Genomic DNA, 17771 nt, shown 5'->3' with positions numbered 1-17771 from the left:
CCGCATGCACGCGAACCCCGGGGAGGGCGAGTTTCGACTTGCATTCGGTCAATTCCTGTGGTGTAAATTTAAAACGGAATGACGTTTCAAAAAAAATGGTCCGCATGTTTGAATTTGCGGCTAAGCTGGAACGGATCACGTCGGACAAGGCCTGCCGGGAGGAACAATGCGGGTCGGCTGAACGACGGGGCGGCCTTTGCCGTGCGTTCCAAAAGGGAGGGGTTATGGTTGTTACTCGCAGGACATTCTTGACGGTTTCGGGCGGTTTGGCGCTTGGCGCCGGCTTGCCGGCTGCTCCGGCCTGGGCGCAGCAAAAGAGCATCCGCCACTTCTGGTGGGGCAATCCGGAGCGCGACAGGCGCACCTTCGCCTATATCGACTGGTTTCAGCAGGCCCACCCCGATATTGCGGTGTCCGGCGAGACCATCGGCTGGGGGGATTACTGGGCCAAGATGGCAACGCAGACGGCCGGCCGGAACATGGCTGACATTGTGCAGATGCCTTATATCTACCTGCATGAATATGTTCAGCGCGGCGCGCTCGTCCCGCTTGATGACTACCTTGGAAACGGCATCGATGTCAGCTTCTATGACGAAGGCGCGCTCGATAGCGGCATGGTCGACGGGATGCTCTACGGCATCAATATCGGCGCGACGAGCCAGGTCATTCCCTATAATCAGCGTGTTTTTGACGAGGCGGGCGTCGCCTTCGACAGGTTCGGCTGGACGACGGATACATTCGCCGATGCCTGCCAGAAGATTACGGATGCGACGGAAGGAGCCGTTACCGGCAGCGAGGATTTGTCGCTTTATATCGAGAATTTCGAGGTCTGGGGCCGCGAAAATGGCCATGATCTCTATTCGAAGGACGGCGAGCTTCAGGTGACGGCCGAGGACGTCGGGTCCTATTGGCGGTTCTGGACCGACCTGCGCAAGGCGGGCATTATCGAGGGCCCGGACGCGACCGTGCGTGTCGACAAGCCGATGAGCGACCTCGGCATCGTCAGCGGCACCACGGCGACCACCTTCCGTTATGCCAATCAGGCCGTGGCCGTTCAGAGCCTGATGCAGGACCCCGTGGGCCTGGCAATGGTGCCGCGCCGCGCCGGCATGGCATACGGGCAATATATATTGCCGTCGATGTATCTCTCGATTTCCCGCGATGCCGAGAATATCGATGCCGTGCTGGCCTATATCAATGACTGGGTGTCGAGCCCGGATGCCATTCGGGTCCTGGGTATCGATCGCGGTATTCCGCCGAGCGCGATGGGACGCGACGCGCTGATGCCGGTGCTCTCCGATACCGAAGCCAAGGTCGTCGATTATTACGCCGGCATTCAGGGCAAGGTCGGTCCCGTGCCCAATCCTGCGCCGAAGGGGGTCGGAGAGGTCAGGGACAGCTTCATGCGGACGGGCACAGATGTCGTCCTGGGCTATGTTTCGCCCGAAGACGGAGCCGCGCGCTTTGTGGAGGATGCGTCTGCTATTCTTGAACGCGCGCGTATGTGAGCGCGCGTTTACCCGAAAACCTGCCTGACCCTGCGGCGTTCCGACACCTTTATCGCCGGGTCATCGTTGCCATGAAAAGGAGGAGTTTATGGCCGTTTCACGTAGAAAATTTCTGACCACAACGGGCGGACTGGCGCTGGCCGCCGGTCTGCCGTCCATGCCGGCGTTTGCCCAGGACCGGAGCATCCGCCATTTCTGGTGGGGCAATCCCGAGCGCGACAGACGCACCTTTGAGGTGATCGAGGTCTTTGAAAAGAACCATCCTGGCATTTCCGTGTCGGGCGAGACGATCGGCTGGGGCGACTACTGGACCAAGATGGCCACCCAGACCGCGGGCCGCAACATGGCCGATCTGGTGCAGATGGACTACCGCTTCCTGTTCGAATATGTGCGTCGCGGCGCGCTGCAGGAGCTCGATCCCTTCATCGGCAACGGCCTCGACCTCTCGAATTTCGACAAGGGCCCGCTGCAGGGCGGCATGGTCGACGGCAAGCTTTATGCGCTGAACATCGGCTCCAACAGCCAGGTTTTCGTCTACAACGAGACGATCTTCGAGGAAGCCGGCGTCGCCGATACCGACGTGATCAACTGGACCTGGGATCAGTTCGCCGATGTCTGCAAGACCATTACCGAGGCGACCGGCGGCAAGGTCAAGGGCTCCGACGACTGCTCGGTGGTTCTCGAGGTCTGCGAAGTCTGGATCCGTCAGAATGGCAGCAGTTTCTTCGGGCCCGAGGGCGACGTCACCGTCACGCCGGATATCATCGCGGATTACTGGCAGTTCTGGCGCGATCTGAGGGACGCCAGCGTGCTTCGCTCCGCCGACAAGTCGCTCGACGCCAACCTGCCAATGTCCGACGTCGGCATCGTCGCAGGCGATACCGCGATTTCAAACTTCTGGTCGAACCAGATCGTCGGCGTTCAGGCGCTGATGCAGGACCCGGTCGGCGCCGCAATGGTGCCGCACAAGGAAGGCGGCGATCCCGGCCAGTTCATCAAGCCTTCGATGTTCATGAGCCTGACGCGCGACAGCGAGGATCCGGAAGCGGCGATCATGTACATGAACGACTGGATCAACAATCCGGAGGCGACCAAGGTTCTTGGCCTGGAACGCGGCATTCCCGCCAATCCGGATGTCCGTGCGGCTCTGGCACCCGACTTCACGCCGGCCGAAAAGGTCTCTGTGGACTACTTCAACGCCATCCAGGACAAGGTCGGGCCGCTGCCGCCGCCCGAGCCGAAGGGTGCCGGCGAAGTGCGCGATGCCTTCATCCGCGCCGCCACCAATGTGGTGCTCGGCGACATCGCGCCGCAGCAGGCGGCCGAAGTGTTCGTTGACGATGCCCAGGCGATCATCGATCGCGCCCGCTGATCAAGGACCGGTCCCCGCTTTGCGTCGGGGACCGGCTCTTCCGTCTGAAAGAGTGGTTCGATGAAGAATACGAAAGCGCGCAACGCTTCCGGCTACATGTTCCTGACGCCCTGGCTGATCGGGTTCTTCCTGCTCGCCATCGGTCCGATTCTGGTCTCGCTCTATCTGTCATTCACGCGCTATGACATGGTCGGCGACCCGCGCTGGACCGGGCTCGACAACTACATCTACATGTTCACCCGCGACCGGCGGTTCTGGAAGACGCTGGAAGTCACCTTCCATTATGTCGTCTTCGCCGTGCCCCTGAGGCTGATCATGGCGCTCGGCGTCGCCATGCTGCTCGACAAGGGGCTCAGGACGATCGGGCTTTACCGCGCGATCTTCTACCTGCCGTCGCTGCTCGGCGCATCTATCGCGATCGCGATCCTGTGGCGGCAGCTATTCTCGATCGACGGCGTGGTCAACCAGGTGCTCGCCGTCTTCGGCATTCAGGGCATCGGCTGGATCACCAATCCCTCAACCTCGATCTACACGCTGATCGTGCTGGCGATCTGGCAGTTCGGCGCGCCGATGCTGATCTTCCTGGCAGGGCTTCGCGGCATTCCGAAGGATCTCTACGAGGCGGCGGATATCGACGGAACCTCACGCTTCCGCAAGTTCTATGCGATCACCCTGCCGATGCTCGCCCCGGTCGTGTTCTTCAATCTGGTGCTGCAGATCATCGAGGCGTTCAAGATCTTCTCGCCCGCCTTCATCATCTCGAACGGCACGGGCGGGCCGGCCGACAGCCTTTTGGTCTATACCGTCTACCTCTTCAATGAGGCCTTCAAGTTCTTCCGCATGGGTTATGCCTCGGCGCTTGCCTGGGTGCTTCTGGTGATCATCGGCCTGTTCACCGCGCTTGCCTTCGCGACCTCGAAATATTGGGTGCATTATGAAAATGAACGCGACTGAGGCCGCGCTGGCCGAAACGGAACTGGAGGCCGAGCGCGACGAGGCGGCCCGCGTCGCGCATGAATACAGGCTGGCGAAGAACAAGCGGGAGAGGCGGGCGCGGCTGTTCAAGCATATCTTCCTGATCGTGTTCTCGTTCATCATGCTCTATCCGCTGCTCTGGCTTCTGGCGTCTTCGCTGAAGCCGGAGAACGAGATATTCGGAAGCCTCGGCCTCTGGCCGTCAACCTTCAACTGGAGCAACTACACCGGAGGATGGGAGGCGCTGCCTGTTTCCTTCTCGATCTTCTACCGCAACTCGACCATCGTCACGGTGCTGTCGGTTCTCGGCAACCTGTTTTCCTGCTCGTTTGCCGCCTATGCCTTCGCGCGGCTGGAATTCACCGGAAAACGGCTGTTCTTCGGGCTGATGATGATGACGCTGATGATCCCCTATCACGTCGTCCTCATTCCCCAATACGTCATGTTCCTGAAGCTCGGCTGGGTCGATACCTACCTGCCGCTGATCGTTCCGCGCTTCCTGGCGTCCGACGGCTTCTTCATCTTCCTGATGGTGCAGTTCTTCCGCCAGATTCCGCGCGAGCTCGACGAGGCGGCGCAGATCGACGGCTGTTCGGCCTTCAAGATCTACTGGGCAGTGATCCTGCCGCTGTCGCTGCCGGCGCTGGCGACATCGGCAATCTTCTCGATGATCTGGGTCTGGGAGGATTTCCTCGCGCCGCTGATCTATCTGAACGATATCCAGAACTACACCGTGCCGCTGGCGCTCAGGCTGTTCATCGACCAGGAGGGCAAGTCCGCCTTCGGGCAGATGTTCGCCATGTCGGTGCTTTCCCTGGTGCCGGTGGTGATCTTCTTCATCGCCTTCCAGAAACTCATCGTTCGCGGCATCGCGACATCGGGCATGAAGTAAGGAGGAGCTGAACGAAAATGGCTGAACTCAAACTCAGAAAAGTCGGCAAGTCCTACGGCACGCTGTCGGTGATGCACGACCTCAATCTGGAAATCCACGACGGCGAATTCCTCGTCCTCGTCGGCCCCTCCGGTTGCGGGAAGTCGACGCTTCTTCGCATGATCGCGGGTCTTGAGGAGATCACCGACGGGACGATCGCCATCAACGGCAAGGTGGTCAACGACCTTCCCGCCTCCAAGCGCGAGCTTTCCATGGTGTTCCAGTCCTATGCGCTCTATCCGCATATGAGCGTCAGGAAAAACCTCGCCTTCGGTCTGCAGAACCTGAAGATGGATCGCGCCGAGATCGACCGGCGGGTGGACGAGGCGGCGCGGATCCTGCAGATCGAGCCGCTGCTTCATCGCAAGCCCCGCCAGCTTTCCGGCGGCCAGAAGCAGCGCGTCGCGATCGGCCGCTCGATCGTGCGCGAGCCGCAGCTCTTTCTCTTCGACGAGCCGCTGTCGAATCTCGATGCCGAGCTTCGTGTGCAGATGCGGGTGGAACTGGCCAGCCTCTACGAGCGGCTGAAGACGACGATGATCTATGTGACCCACGACCAGGTGGAGGCGATGACGCTCGCGACCCGGATCGTGGTTCTGCGCGCCGGCAGGATCGAACAGGTCGGAACGCCGGAAGAACTCTACACGAAGCCTGCAAACCTCTTCGTCGCCGGCTTTATCGGTTCGCCCAAGATCAACATGTTCGAGGCGACGGTCACCGGCTCCGGCGCTGAACGCATGCTCGATCTCGAAGATTTCGGAACCCATCCCCTGCCGGTCGGGCTTTCCGCAGACCATGACCGCGTCACGGTCTGCGTGCGGCCCGAGGCGATCAAGCCGGAAAGCGGCACGATCCAGACGGAGGGACGGGTGCGCATCGTTGAATATCTCGGCAGCGAAACCATCGTCCATATCGATCTCCCGTCCGGCAAGACGCTCATCTTCCAGACCCATCAGATGGAGCGGCATCGCGTCGGCGAAACGGTTCGCGTCGGTTTCGATCCGGCCGATCAGCATCTCTTCGATGCGGACGGCCGGCGTATCGACATCGAGGAGGCGCTTCCCGCCTGACGTCCTGCGCCGTGCGCGCGGCCGACGGCGAGCGACCGGCGAGCGCTCGCTGCCTTCGGCACGCGGGGCAGTGAAACACGACGTGTGGCGGCGGCGCCGCTATTTCGTCGATTCACCTGTCGCAGGGCCAGAGCGCGTCCAGGAAAAGTGGAAACCGGTTTCCCGTCCGGACGCGCGGAAGGACAAGAGGTTGGAGCGTGTTCGCGAGTCACGGAAACACGAAAATGTTCTAGAGCGCCGTGCATCCATTCGGATGCACAAAGGACGCTCTAACCTATTGAATCTACGCATCGTGCTTTCCGAAAATCGATTCCGATTTTCGGGCCGATGCTGTAGGCAGGTAGACAGGTAGGCACTAAAAGGCGCTGCGCTCCGGGTTTGACAAAACGCATGGCCCGGCGCGGCGAGGGAGCCGAAAATGGACGGATGCGACAGGTGGTGGAGGACTTGCAGTGAAAGACAACAGGCCGAAAACGGAGAATGTGGCTGCCGTCCTTAAGGTTTTTGCGGTGCTGGAGACGCTGGCGGAAAGCCGCAGCGCCGCCCTGGCGGAGATCGCCCATTGCGCCATGACCTCGAAAAGCACCACCCACCGCCTGCTGCATACGATGATGGAGCTCGGCTATGTGGCGCAGGATGAAGACAGCGAACGCTACGAACTGACGCCGCGCCTGTTCAGCCTCGCCGCGCAGACGATGAAGAGCCAGGCCGACATCCTGCGCGTTGCCGACAAGGCCATGGGCCGGCTGTCCCGCGCCACGGGGGAATCGATCAATCTCGGCATCCTCGACGGGCGCGAGCAGCGCGTCGTCTATATCCACCAGTATGATTCAACCTACAGCCTGTCGATGAACTCGACGCTCGGCAAACGCAATCCGTTGCATTCGACCTCGCTTGGCAAGGCGCTTCTTGCCTTCCGTGACGACGAGGAGATTGCGGAAAGGCTGGCGGAAATGCAGATGGAAGTGACCGCCCCCAACACGATAACCGACAAGGCGGTGCTGCGCGAGGAGCTCCTCGCGGTCCGCGCCGGCGGCTATGCGGAGGAGATCGAGGAGAGCGAGGCGGGCGTGCGCTGCATCGCCGCGCCGGTGCTCAACCATGTGGGCAAGTCGATCGCGGCGATCAGCATCGCCTTTCCGCTGTTCCGCTTCGACGAGGCCCGCAAGGACGACTATGTCGCGCTCTTGAAATCGGCGACCCATGACGTCTCGCAGGCGCTCGGTTACGTCGCCGAAAGCGCCTGACGCCATCCAGGCGAGCGGGGGGGGCGCTCCCGCTCCTGCCGGCATTGCCCTACAGGTATTGCCGGAGATATTCGCTGAGGCAGAACATCGCCATCGCCTGGCCGTAGGGCATGGAGGTAAGCTTGATCTCCCGGTAGTGGTCGAGATCCGCGCCGATCGCGGTGCCAAAGGAGACGTTCAGCAATTCGCCGTCATCGCTGATATTGTCGACCACGCCCTTGACGGCGCGTTCCGCCGTTTCGAGATAGTCTTGGCCGATCAGACGCATCCGCACGCCTTTCAGGAGGCCGTAGGCAAAGCCCGCGGCGGCTGACGCTTCCTCATAGCTTTCAGGATCGTCAATCAGCGTATGCCAGAGGCCGGACGGGGCCTGCGTCTCCTTCAGCATGCGCGCCTGGCGACGGTAGGTGGCGATCAGGTGGCGGGCGACCGGATCGCTTTCCGGAAGCTTGAGCATGTCGATGAATTCGGGGATGGCGATCGTCACCCAGCTGTTGCCGCGCGCCCAGAGCGCATTGGCGAAGCTGTGGTTCCCGTCAAACGTCCAGCCGTGATACCAGAGCCCGGTCCTGCGGTCGGCAAGATACTGGGTGTGGATCAGGAACTGGTACTTCGCCTCGTCGATGTAATCCGGCCGGTCGAGCACGAGACCGATCTTGGCGAGCGGCAGCACGGTCATCATCAGCGTGTCGTCCCACATCTGCTGGTGGTTGACCGAATTGTAGACGATGTGCTGGATGCCGCCGTCCTCGGTTCTCGGCATGTCATGCATCACCCATTCGGCCCAGCTTTCCAGGTAGGGACGCCAGACCGGATTTCTCGTTTCTTCGTAAAGATGGGCGAGCGTGAGAAAGGGCGCGACCGTATTGACGTTGCGCGTCGGCGTGCCCTCGGCCAGACGATCGGAGAACCAGCGGGTGATGATGTCGAGCGCCAGCGCGCTGCCGGTCATCTCCCGGTATTTCAGCAGGCCGTAAAGGCCGATGCCGTGGGTCCATTCCCAGCCGGCCCAGCCCTTGGTGTCGATCACCCGGCCGTCATCCAATCTCAGCAGGAATTCGCCGGTCTCGTCCTTGATGTTGACGAGATTGTCGGCGAGCTTTTCGATCAGCGCGCAGACCGCGTCGCGCTCGATGAAGTGTTCCTTGCGCTGAAGAAGCGGATCCATTCAGTCCTCCCGGATTTCACATGCCTCATTCCCTCGCCTCACAGAGCATAATTGGCCGGAGGCGGCAACGCCGCAGCGCCTGAAAATGCGTCCCCCGAGGAACAAAAAGGCCGGGCGCATCCCGTCTGCGCCCGGCAAGTCATGCAGGAGGATGGGTGAGACGCTTCAGGTCTCGACCGACGGATAGTCCTTGCCGCGCCAATGCTGCAATCTTGCGGCCATTTCACGCTGGAACGACAGCGGGCCGCTCTTGCTCATATAGGGCTCGTCATAGATGCCGATGAAGAGCGTCAGGTTGAGGAAGAAATGCGCGCCCATCTCGAACAGCGCCACATAGTCATGGTTGATCAGGGCCTCGCGCTCCTCATGGGTCAGGGCGTGGACGGTCGAAGCCTCCACCGCGTTGCCGATGAGTTTCGGGCCGATCGACTGTTCCCAGGTGGCGACGAAAGTGCGCGGTTCGTCGATGTAGCGCTGCAGCAGTTCCGGGTCGCGGTCGACCGTATAGAGGAACTTGTTGACGTAATATTTGCTCATGCCGCGGTCTCCTTCGGATACCAGGTGAAATAGGCTTCCATCGTGTGGAACAGGTCGAGATTGTCGACATAGTCCGCGCCTTCCGGACCGGCGACGCCGAGCATCAGGATGAAGTTCAGGAAGCCATGGGTGGCGTTGCCGCTTCCCGCCATGCTCTCATGGGTGACATTTTCGAGGATCGCGTCGATATCGCCGGCCTTCAGCCACTCGATCGCCTGGCGGTCGAATGCCGGATCGGGACCGGTCTCCATGAACTGGCGCGGGCCGCCGAGCTCGAGCGACAGATGCCCCGTGCCAATTGCGGCAACGCGCTTGTCGGAGGGAAAATCGTCGATCGCCTTGCGGATCGCGCGCCCGACTTCATAAAACCGCTTCGGCGTGTGCAGGGGCGGGGCGAAGATGTTGGTGTAGATCGGCACGACCGGAAGGTCGTTCTCGGGCCTCACCGTGATGATCGGGCAGATGATCGAATGGTCGATTTTCAGCTCGTTGGAAAAGGCGAAATCGAAATTCTGGTGCATCAGGTGCTGGTGCATGAAGCGCGACATGGCCTCGTCGCCTTCCAGCACATATTTCGGGATGCCGAATTCGCGCTCCTCGTTATAGAAGGTCGCGTCATAGCGCTCCGCCTTGCCGATCAGGAATTGCGGGCAGTTGTCGAGGAAGATCTGGTGAAAATGATCGGAGCCGATCATCACCAGAACGTCCGGTTCCGTCCGTGCCAGGGTTTCCCGGTAGGCCTCGATCTTGCGCTTCCAGGTCGGCGCCTCGGGCATTTGTTGGTCGGGCGGCGCCGTGGTCGCCTTCAGATAGAAGGGGTGGTGGGTCGACGCCAGTGTTGCAACGAGTTTTGCCAATTCTCTCTCCTCTTGTCGGATATCCTTGAGAGCCCGCGCGGTTGGAATCGTCGCGCGCGGGCTCATTCCCTCATCTCCCGGCCTGCCGTCTCAGTCGCCGAACAGCGAACGGGCGATGCCGGCCTTTTCGAAAATGTAGTCTCGGCTCTTTTCCAGTTCGCCGCGCAGATGGGCGATGTCGGCGCCAACAAGCTTGCCCTGCCATTTGCGCACCTTGCCGGCCACCAGCACGCTATCGACATTCGAGCGCTCCATCAGGGTGACGACCGTGCCGGGCACATTGTTGAGCGGGGCGACATTGAGCGCCTCGGCGTCGAGCAGGATGATGTCGGCGTCCTTGCCCGGCGTCAGCGAGCCGGTGCGGCGGTCGAGCTTCAAACCTTCCGCGCCGCCGAGCGTTGCCGCGCGGATCGCCTGGCGCGCCGTCAGAAGCGCAGGGTATTCCTCGCCGGCAAGCGCCTTCTCGTTGGCGAACATGCGCTGCAGCGTCACCATGGCGCGCATCTGGGTGAAGAAATCGGCCGTCATCGTGCACTCGACATCAGTGGAGAGCGAAATGCTCATGCCATAATCGAGCGCCTTCTGGATCGGCGGCGTGCCGTGGCGCATCTGCATCTCGATCGGCACGGACAGCGAGATATGGGCGCCGGCGTCGCGGGCATATTTCCAGCCGTCTTCCGACATGCCGGTCATGTGGATGAAGATATTGTCCTCGCCGAAAGCGCCGTTTGCGCCGAGGCCATCGAAGGTCGGCTGCATGCCGAACGTGCCGACGACGTGGAGGGCGATCGGAAGATCCAGGTCGCGCCCGGTCTTCCACGACTGTTCATGGAAGGGCAGGTAGATTTCGCCGCCCATGATCATGGTCATGAGCTGGTCGTTCGATGAGAAATACTGCTCGCGCAGCCGCGCCGCGTCGCCCGGATATTGCGCGTCATCGCCCCAGCCCTCGAAATAGCCGAAGACGGAACGGCGGCCGGACTCTTTCAGCGCCGAGATGACGGCGTCGGAATGGGCGGGCGAATGGTGGATCTGGCTCACATCCATCACCGTCGTCACGCCGGCATCGAGCTGCGACAGCGCGCCGAAGAGCTCGTTGATATAGACATCCTCCGGACGGTAGACGAGGGAGAAGGACTGCAGCACGGTCTCGTAATAGTTCTGGGCGTTTGCCGGCAGACCGTCATTGATGAGGATGGCGTTTGCGAGCTGGCCGCGCAGCGCGGTCTCGAACTGGTGGTGATGGGTGTCGATGAAGCCGGGCATCACGATCTTGCCGGACGCATCGATGACGATGGCGTCATTGGCGGAAATGGTCTCGGCAATCTCGATGATGCGCGATCCCTCGATCAGGATATCGCCTTTGGCGAAGTCGCCGACACTGTCATCCATGGAGAGGATGATGCCGTTCCTGATCAGCGTGCGCTGGCCTTCACGGCCTGCTGCCTCCGGCAGGCCCTCGGCCACAGGCGCGGCGGCTGCCGTCGCGCCCGTGCCGCCGCCTGCTGGGCCGAATGCCGGGTAGGGCAGATGTCGCCTGGAAATGTCGCAAAGCCTGCACATGGTTTCTCCTCCCTTGAACCTGCGCGGAAAACCTGTCCTTCGGTCAGGTCCCCATTGTCGATTGCAGAACCGGATACCGGCTCATGGCATGCGCGATATGCGATGCCGCCTCCCTGAGCGCGGGCAGCCGTTCTGCGATCATGCTCTCGGGCGTCACCATGCCGGTGTAGCCCGAGGTGTTGAGCGCCGCGATCGTGCGGCCTTCGAAATTCCTGATGGGAACCGCAAGCGCGGTGATGCCGTAGTCGAGCTGGTCGACGGTCGTCGCATAACCATCCGCGCGGACGGCCATGATCTTCTCGCGCAGGACAACGGGGTCGGTGACCGTCTTGGAGGTCAGCGCCTCGAGCTTGGCGGTCTGAAGATAGCGTTCGAGCGCTTCGTCGGACTGCCCGGCGAGCAGGACGCGGCCGAGCGAGGTGGCGCCTGCGGGATAGCGCGCGCCGATGACGGCAGCGGCGCGGCGGGCGCGCTGGACCGAGACATGGGCGACATAGATCACATGGTCGCCGTCCAGCGTGCCCACGGAAGACGCGTCGCCGAACTGTTCGACCAGCGCCCTCAGATTGGGCTGCAGCACCTCGTCGATATGGGCGGAGAAATAGAAGGCTGAACTCAGGGTCATCACCTTGGGTCGCAGGTGAAAATGCTTGTTGGTCTGGCCGACATAGCCGAGCGTCTGCAGCGTGATCAGGCTGCGGCGCGCGGCTGCCGGCGACAGGCCGACGCGGCGCGCCACCTCGCTCAGCGTCATCTCGGAATGGGCGGCGTCGAAACATTCGAGGATCGCAAGCCCCTTGGCGAGCGCTTCCACAAATTCAGCGGGTCGTTCGCTGTCATCGACGATTTTCAGAACTTCAGCCACGTCAGTTTTCCTCAAGAACAAGTTCCCTAAAACGCCAGAGTGGGTGAGCCGCGTAATGAAAACAAGGCTCAATCTCCCCGCGTGCGGGACCTGATCTTTCTCCCTGTGAGAGCGCGTTCCAGGCCCGCCGGACCGGTCACTGCGCTTTCAACTTGACGCTAGACTAATTGCTCTCTACGATTTCGGCAAGAGGAAATTATTTCGCATACCGAAAAGGGAGTTTGTTGTGCGAATTGGAAAACAAGACGGCGCCTTCACCGCCATTGCTGAATCCGATGCCGAAAGCATCACCGTGCGCGGCTTCGACCTGTGCGACGATCTCATCGGGAAAATCGATTTCAGCGACTATTTCTGGCTGCTCGTGACCGGCGAAAAGCCAAATGCCGCACAGCGCCGCATGATGGATTCCTGCCTTGTCGCCATTGCCGAGCACGGGCTCGTGCCGAGCGTGCAGGCCGCGCGCATGACGCTTGCCGCAGGACCGGACGCCTGGCAGGGCGCCATGGCCGCCGGCATTCTCGGCATGGGCAGCGTGGTTGCCGGCTCTTCCGAACAGGCCGGTCGTTTTCTCGTGTCCGTTGTCGAGGCGGCCGACCGGATGGACGGCGACATTGAGAAGGCGGCGACGGAGGCCGTGTCCGCGCTCAATGCCGAGCGCCGAAAGGTGCCTGGCCTTGGCCATCCGCAGCACTCCGCCGGTGATCCGCGCGCCAACAGGCTGCTCGCCGTCGCCGAAGAGGAGGGCATTGCCGGCCGCTATATCGAGGCTCTGCGGGTGCTGGCAGAGATCGCGCCGAAGATCGTCAGCCGTCCGTTGCCCATCAATGTCTCGGGCGCAATCCCGGCGACGATCCTCGATGCCGGCTGGCCGGTCGATGCGCTGAAGGCTGTTCCCATTCTCGCCCGCACGGCCGGGCTTTCCGCGCATCTTCTGGAGGAAAGCCGGCGCTCGATCGGCTTCATCATGTCGCACAAGGCGGATCTGGCGATCGAATATGACGGCGAGAAACCTGCAAACAAGAACGCGGAATAGGGAGAAGCCGGATGGTCAAGATCCTCAAGAATATCAGGGTCATCGAGCTCGGAACCTATATTACCGGTCCCGCCGCCGCCATGCATCTCGGCGACCTCGGCGCCGATGTCATCAAGGTGGAGCGGCCGGGCGCCGGAGACCCCTTCCGCGCCTTCAAGGGCGGGCTCTATTCGCCGCACTACCAGACCTACAACCGCAACAAGCGCTCGATCGCGATCGACACCAAGGACCCGGACGAACTGGCCTTCCTACATGATCTCGTCTCGACGGCCGATGTGTTCATCCAGAACTTCCGCCCCGGCGTTGCCGAACGTCTGGGCGTGGGGGAGGCGGATTTGCGCGCGGTGAAGCCGGACCTGATCTATTGCGCGATTTCCGGCTTCGGCCAGTCGGGCCCGGCGCGCGACCGGCCGGCCTTCGACACCGTTGCCCAGGCCGCAAGCGGCTTCCTGAGGCTTGTGACGCCGCCGACCAATCCGCGCGTTATCGGACCTGCGATTGCCGATGCGCTCACCGGGCAATACGCCGCCATGGCCATTCTCGCCGCCCTTCTGGAGCGCACGAGCACGGGCAAGGGGCGCCGCATCGATATCTCGATGCTGGAGGCGATGACCCATTTCAATCTCGACAGCTTCACCCATTATTTCGCCGTCGGCGAGGTGATGGGGCCTCTGTCGCGGCCGACTGTCTCCCAGAGCTACACGTTCGAATGTTCGGACGGAAAATGGGTGGCGATCCACATGTCCTCGCCGGCCAAGTTCTGGGAAGGGCTGCTTCAGGCGACCGGACAGGGACAGCTAGCCGATGATCCGCGCTTTGCCGAACGCCTGGAGCGCATCCAGCATCAGGACGATCTCATCGAAATCCTGACGCCTGTCTTCAAGACGCAAACGCGCGATCACTGGTGCGAGAAGCTGCTCGAGGCCGGCGTGCCGCATGCGCCGGCCTACGACAGCGACGAGGCCCTTGATGATCCGCAGGCGCAGCACCTGAAGATCGCCGTCGAGATGGATCATCCCGAAAAGGGAAAGACCAGAACCGTGCGTCCGCCCTACAGCTTCGATGATCAGGTCGAAACAGAGATCGATGCACCGCCGCTGCTCGACCAGCACGGCGCGGAAATCCGCGCAGAAATTGCGCGCCACAAGGCGGGCTGAACGAGGCGCGTCCACAACGGCCACAATAGAGAGGTGACCGGCATGCAACAGACAGAGACCGTTCCGGCGACAGCCGTGATGGAAGCCAGCAAGGCCATGCTGCAGAAAAAATTGTTCGCCGTCTTCACCGAGGCAACGAGCGGCATGGGTCCGGTGTTTGAGAACATGGAAGCCCATCTCGCCTATCAGGTCGGGCTGGAGCGGGACGGCGTGCTTTATGCCGCGGGGCCGCTGTTTTCCGATGACGGCGAGAGCTGGGCGGGCGAGGGCATGGTGATCATCCGCGCCGAAAGCGCGGAAGCCGCAGCCGAGATCGCCCGCAACGATCCCATGCACAAGGCGGGCGCGAGACGTTTCAGGGTGCGCCCCTGGATGATCAATGAGGGACGGGTTTCCCTTCGGCTGGACTATTCGACACAGACATTCGTGATGGACTGAACGCATCTTTCGGGAGGAGAAAACATGCGCAATTTTCTGAGACTGACGACTGTCGCCATGGTGGCGATGCCCTCGGCGCTGTTCGCGCAGGAAACCATCAACCTGACGGTGGCCTCCAGCCATCCGACGGTGATCCCGTGGGTCGGCATGATCCAGACCCACTTCATGGCAAAGACCGACGAGATCCTCGCGGAGACCGGCGATTACAGGATCAACTGGAACGAGGCCTTCGGCGGCCAGCTCTACAAGGCCAATGCCACGCTGTCTTCCGTCGAGGAAGGCATCACCGATATCGGCTGGGTGTTCTCGCTGCTGGAACCGGCGAAGCTGCCGCTCAGCCAGGCGACGAGCTACGCGCCGTTCTCCACCGCCAATCCGCAGCTTCAGCTTGAGGTGATGGAAGATCTGATGGAGAACAACGAGGCTTTCCGCGAGGAGTGGGAGCAATATAACCTCAAGGTTCTGGGGCTCACCGGGACCGACATGTACGACATCTACACCAAGGAGCCGATCGAAGGCATCGCCGATATCGACGGCATGAAGATCTCCGCCCCCGGCGTGCTCGGCACCTGGCTGCGCGGAACCGGCGCCAATGCCGTGGACGGCGCGCTGACCACCTTCTACACCGATATCCAGACCGGCGTTTCCGACGGCGTGCTGACGCTTGCCCTTGGCGCCAAGCCGGCGAAGCTCTACGAGGTCGCGCCCTATCTCAACCGCTTCGACGCGGCCGTGTCCTTCTCCGGCGCGCTCGCCATCAACCGCGATATCTGGGACACGCTGCCGACGGAGGTCCAGGACGCGATGATCGAGGCCGGCAAATATTACACCGCCGCCCACGGCAAGCAGCTTCTGGAAGGGCACGAGGCCGCTCTCGAGGCGATGGTGGAGCTCGGCGCCGACCAGAACCCGCCGGTGACCCTCGTCGAAATGCCCGAGGAAGAGCGTGAGGCCTGGGTTGCCATGCTGCCGGACCTTGCCGGCGAATGGGCCGACAATCTGGAGGCCCAGGGCCTTCCGGCGCGCGCATTCCTGAACGCCTATATGGATGGTCTGCGCGAGCGCGGCGAGACGCCGATGCGCGACTGGGACCAGTAAGGCGGCCCGATGTCATCCACCACCGAAAGCGCCCGTCATCCAGACGGGCGCCCCCCGAACGCCTTCGGACGCGCCTGGCACATGCTTGTCGATGGTCTGGCGGCGCTTGGAACCGTGCTCATTCTGGTGCTGATGCTGGTCATCTCCGCCGACATCTTCATGCGCAACCTGCTGGGCTCGTCGCTGCCGCTGGTCTCCGAACTCGGGGCGCTGCTGCTGGTGATGATCGTCTCGCTGCAGCTTGCCACCACGATCCGCGCCGACCGGCTCGCCCGCACGGAGATCTTCTTTCCCGCCTTCAGACTGAAGCGGCCGGTGGCCGGCAGCATCCTGTCGGCGCTTTTCAACCTGACCGGAGCGGCGATGATCGGCCTGATCGCCTGGTCGAGTTTCCTTATCCTGCAGAAGGACTGGGCGTCGGGCGAGTATATCGGCGTCACCGGCATTGCCACCCTGCCCGTGTGGCCTTTCCGCGCCTTCATCGTCCTCGGCGTCAGCGTCGCCGCGCTCGAATTTCTGGTGCGTGCGCTGAGCGACCTTGTTGCCTGCCGCAAAGCTGGAGAGAACACATGAGCCCGCTCGAAATCGGAGGGCTGGCGATCGCCGGCCTGCTTGTTCTGATCTATGTCGGCATGCCGATCGGCGTCAGCATGCTGTTCGTCTCCTTCATCGGCGTTTCGGCGATTCGCGGCGAAGCGGTATCGATGCGCATGCTCGGCGCCGTCGCCAACAATTCGCTTAGGGAATATCTTTATGCCATCGTGCCGCTTTTCGTGCTGATGGGTCTCCTGGTGACGATCTCGAAGGTCGGCAAGGACACATTCGACGTTTTCCAGCGGCTGATGGGCCGGATCACGGCCGGACTCGGCATCGCCACGGTCTTCGCCAATGCCGTGTTTGCGGCGATCACCGGTGTTTCCATCGCGTCCGCCACCGTGTTCAGCCGGGTCGCGGTGCCGGAGATGACGCGCCACGGCTATACCGCCAAGTTCGCGACCGGCGTCGTTGCCGGCTCCTCCGTGCTCGGCATGCTGATCCCGCCCTCGCTGCTGATGATCGTCTATGCGGTTCTGGCCGAGGAATCGGTCGGTCGGATGTTTCTCGCCGGCGTCGGCCCGGGGCTTCTTCTGGCGGTTGCCTTTTCGGTCACCATCTTCCTGCTGGCCTGGCTGAAGCCGGATTTCGTGTTTACGCCGGAAAAGCCGGAAACCCACGACGCGGAGATCGGCTGGCTGGCGCTTGTCCGCAAGGCGGTGCCGATCATCTTCCTCATGCTGCTCGTGCTGGGTGGGCTCTATGGCGGCTTCCTCAACCCGACCGAGGCCGGCGCCGCAGGCGCGCTGGGCGCCCTCTTGATCGCGCTTCTGCGCCGCTCTCTGACGCCGCGTTCCTTCTGGCGCCTTCTTGTGGAAACCGGGCAGATCACCGTTTCGGTGCTGTTCCTGATCCTTGCGGCCACCTTTTTCAGTCGCATGCTGGCGCTTTCGGGCGTCCCGCGTTTCCTGGCGGAGACCATGCTGTCGGGTCCGATCGGCCCTTATGGCTTCCTGCTGCTCTACCTGCTCCTGATCGTCGTGCTCGGGTGCCTGATCGATTCCATCTCGATCATGCTGATCCTGCTGCCGATCGCGCTTCCGGTCGCGGAAGCCGCGGGCTTCGACCTGATCTGGTTCGGCGTCCTGACCGTGGTGGCCGTCGAGGTCGGGTTGCTGACGCCGCCTTTCGGCCTTTCGGTCTACATCATCAAATCCGCGATCAACGACCGGTCGCTGAAGGTCTCCGATATCTTCAGGGGCGCTCTTCCCTTTGTCGGCGCCATGCTGGTCTCGCTGGCGCTGATCGTCGCCTTCCCGGCGATCGCCACCTGGCTCGCGCGCCTTTGATCCCGAGGCGCTGCCGCAATCGTCGGCAGTGCCAGACGTCGCATCCGGAAGGAGAATCGCCGGCCTCTT

The 17771-nt window shown here is 62.1% G+C and carries 17 protein-coding genes; 12 read left to right on the top strand and 5 right to left on the bottom strand.

The genetic code is table 11. The features are described 5' to 3' along the window. The first annotated feature begins 224 nt into the window (after positions 1-224). The 6 genes from AZF01_RS14325 (at position 225) to kdgR (ending at position 7103) form a co-directional block, all read left to right on the top strand. The gene (locus AZF01_RS14325) at positions 225-1508 is read left to right on the top strand and encodes an ABC transporter substrate-binding protein (protein WP_024706935.1); all 1284 of its coding nucleotides are present in this window, start codon (positions 225-227) and stop codon (positions 1506-1508) included. Positions 1509-1596: 88 nt separating this feature from the next. Then, on the top strand, positions 1597-2880 hold the full coding sequence (locus tag AZF01_RS14320) for an ABC transporter substrate-binding protein (protein WP_024706934.1): 1284 nt from the start codon (positions 1597-1599) through the stop codon (positions 2878-2880). Positions 2881-2940: 60 nt separating this feature from the next. Further along, positions 2941-3834: a carbohydrate ABC transporter permease gene (locus AZF01_RS14315; protein WP_024706933.1), complete on the top strand. Its 894-nt coding sequence runs from the start codon at positions 2941-2943 to the stop codon at positions 3832-3834. A gap of 142 nt (positions 3835-3976) precedes the next feature. Next, a complete protein-coding gene (locus tag AZF01_RS14310; RefSeq protein ID WP_244435513.1) occupies positions 3977-4747 on the top strand; it encodes a carbohydrate ABC transporter permease in 771 nt (256 codons plus the stop codon). A gap of 17 nt (positions 4748-4764) precedes the next feature. Next, positions 4765-5856, top strand: a complete 1092-nt coding sequence (locus tag AZF01_RS14305; protein WP_024706931.1) for an ABC transporter ATP-binding protein — start codon at positions 4765-4767, stop codon at positions 5854-5856. A gap of 452 nt (positions 5857-6308) precedes the next feature. Next, entirely contained in the window at positions 6309-7103 is a 795-nt protein-coding gene (gene kdgR, locus AZF01_RS14300) for a DNA-binding transcriptional regulator KdgR (protein WP_024706930.1), read from the top strand. A 49-nt stretch (positions 7104-7152) separates the two neighbouring features. Here the strand turns inward: kdgR and AZF01_RS14295 are convergent, their stop codons facing one another. The 5 genes from AZF01_RS14295 to AZF01_RS14275 all read right to left on the bottom strand — a co-directional run bounded on the left by AZF01_RS14295 (position 7153) and on the right by AZF01_RS14275 (position 12093). Beyond that, positions 7153-8271, bottom strand: coding sequence for a glycoside hydrolase family 105 protein (locus AZF01_RS14295; RefSeq protein ID WP_024706929.1), 1119 nt, complete (start codon positions 8269-8271; stop codon positions 7153-7155). A 165-nt stretch (positions 8272-8436) separates the two neighbouring features. Further along, entirely contained in the window at positions 8437-8808 is a 372-nt protein-coding gene (locus AZF01_RS14290) for a hypothetical protein (protein WP_024706928.1), read from the bottom strand. Further along, positions 8805-9665: an extradiol ring-cleavage dioxygenase gene (locus AZF01_RS14285; RefSeq protein WP_024706927.1), complete on the bottom strand. Its 861-nt coding sequence runs from the start codon at positions 9663-9665 to the stop codon at positions 8805-8807. The genes AZF01_RS14290 and AZF01_RS14285 overlap by 4 nt, the downstream gene beginning before the upstream one ends. Positions 9666-9755: 90 nt before the next feature. Continuing rightward, entirely contained in the window at positions 9756-11228 is a 1473-nt protein-coding gene (locus tag AZF01_RS14280) for an amidohydrolase family protein (protein WP_024706926.1), read from the bottom strand. Between the two features lie 43 nt (positions 11229-11271). Continuing rightward, positions 11272-12093 carry an IclR family transcriptional regulator C-terminal domain-containing protein gene (locus tag AZF01_RS14275; RefSeq protein ID WP_036236200.1) on the bottom strand — a complete coding sequence of 274 codons (822 nt, stop codon included), beginning with the start codon at positions 12091-12093 and terminating at the stop codon, positions 11272-11274. A 226-nt stretch (positions 12094-12319) separates the two neighbouring features. On the opposite strand from AZF01_RS14275, the gene AZF01_RS14270 reads away from it, so the two are divergent. The 6 genes from AZF01_RS14270 to AZF01_RS14245 are packed head-to-tail and all read left to right on the top strand — an operon-like array spanning position 12320 to position 17702. Further along, positions 12320-13126, top strand: coding sequence for a citryl-CoA lyase (locus tag AZF01_RS14270; RefSeq protein ID WP_024706924.1), 807 nt, complete (start codon positions 12320-12322; stop codon positions 13124-13126). Between the two features lie 11 nt (positions 13127-13137). Continuing rightward, positions 13138-14283 (top strand): CaiB/BaiF CoA-transferase family protein, encoded by a 1146-nt coding sequence (locus AZF01_RS14265; RefSeq protein ID WP_024706923.1) that lies wholly within the window; start codon positions 13138-13140, stop codon positions 14281-14283. 42 nt (positions 14284-14325) lie between these two features. Next, on the top strand, positions 14326-14721 hold the full coding sequence (locus tag AZF01_RS14260; protein WP_024706922.1) for a YciI family protein: 396 nt from the start codon (positions 14326-14328) through the stop codon (positions 14719-14721). A 24-nt stretch (positions 14722-14745) separates the two neighbouring features. After that, positions 14746-15819: a C4-dicarboxylate TRAP transporter substrate-binding protein gene (locus tag AZF01_RS14255; protein ID WP_024706921.1), complete on the top strand. Its 1074-nt coding sequence runs from the start codon at positions 14746-14748 to the stop codon at positions 15817-15819. 9 nt (positions 15820-15828) lie between these two features. Continuing rightward, on the top strand, positions 15829-16392 hold the full coding sequence (locus tag AZF01_RS14250; protein ID WP_024706920.1) for a TRAP transporter small permease subunit: 564 nt from the start codon (positions 15829-15831) through the stop codon (positions 16390-16392). Continuing rightward, a complete protein-coding gene (locus tag AZF01_RS14245; protein WP_024706919.1) occupies positions 16389-17702 on the top strand; it encodes a TRAP transporter large permease in 1314 nt (437 codons plus the stop codon). Before AZF01_RS14250 ends, AZF01_RS14245 begins: the two co-directional genes overlap by 4 nt. The last annotated feature ends 69 nt before the right edge of the window (positions 17703-17771 follow it).

Origin of the sequence: Martelella sp. AD-3 (genome assembly GCF_001578105.1) — a bacterium.
Taxonomy (GTDB): Bacteria; Pseudomonadota; Alphaproteobacteria; order Rhizobiales; family Rhizobiaceae; genus Martelella.
The sequence above is the reverse complement of the archived record's forward strand: the minus strand, read 5'-3'. Positions and strand labels throughout refer to the sequence as shown.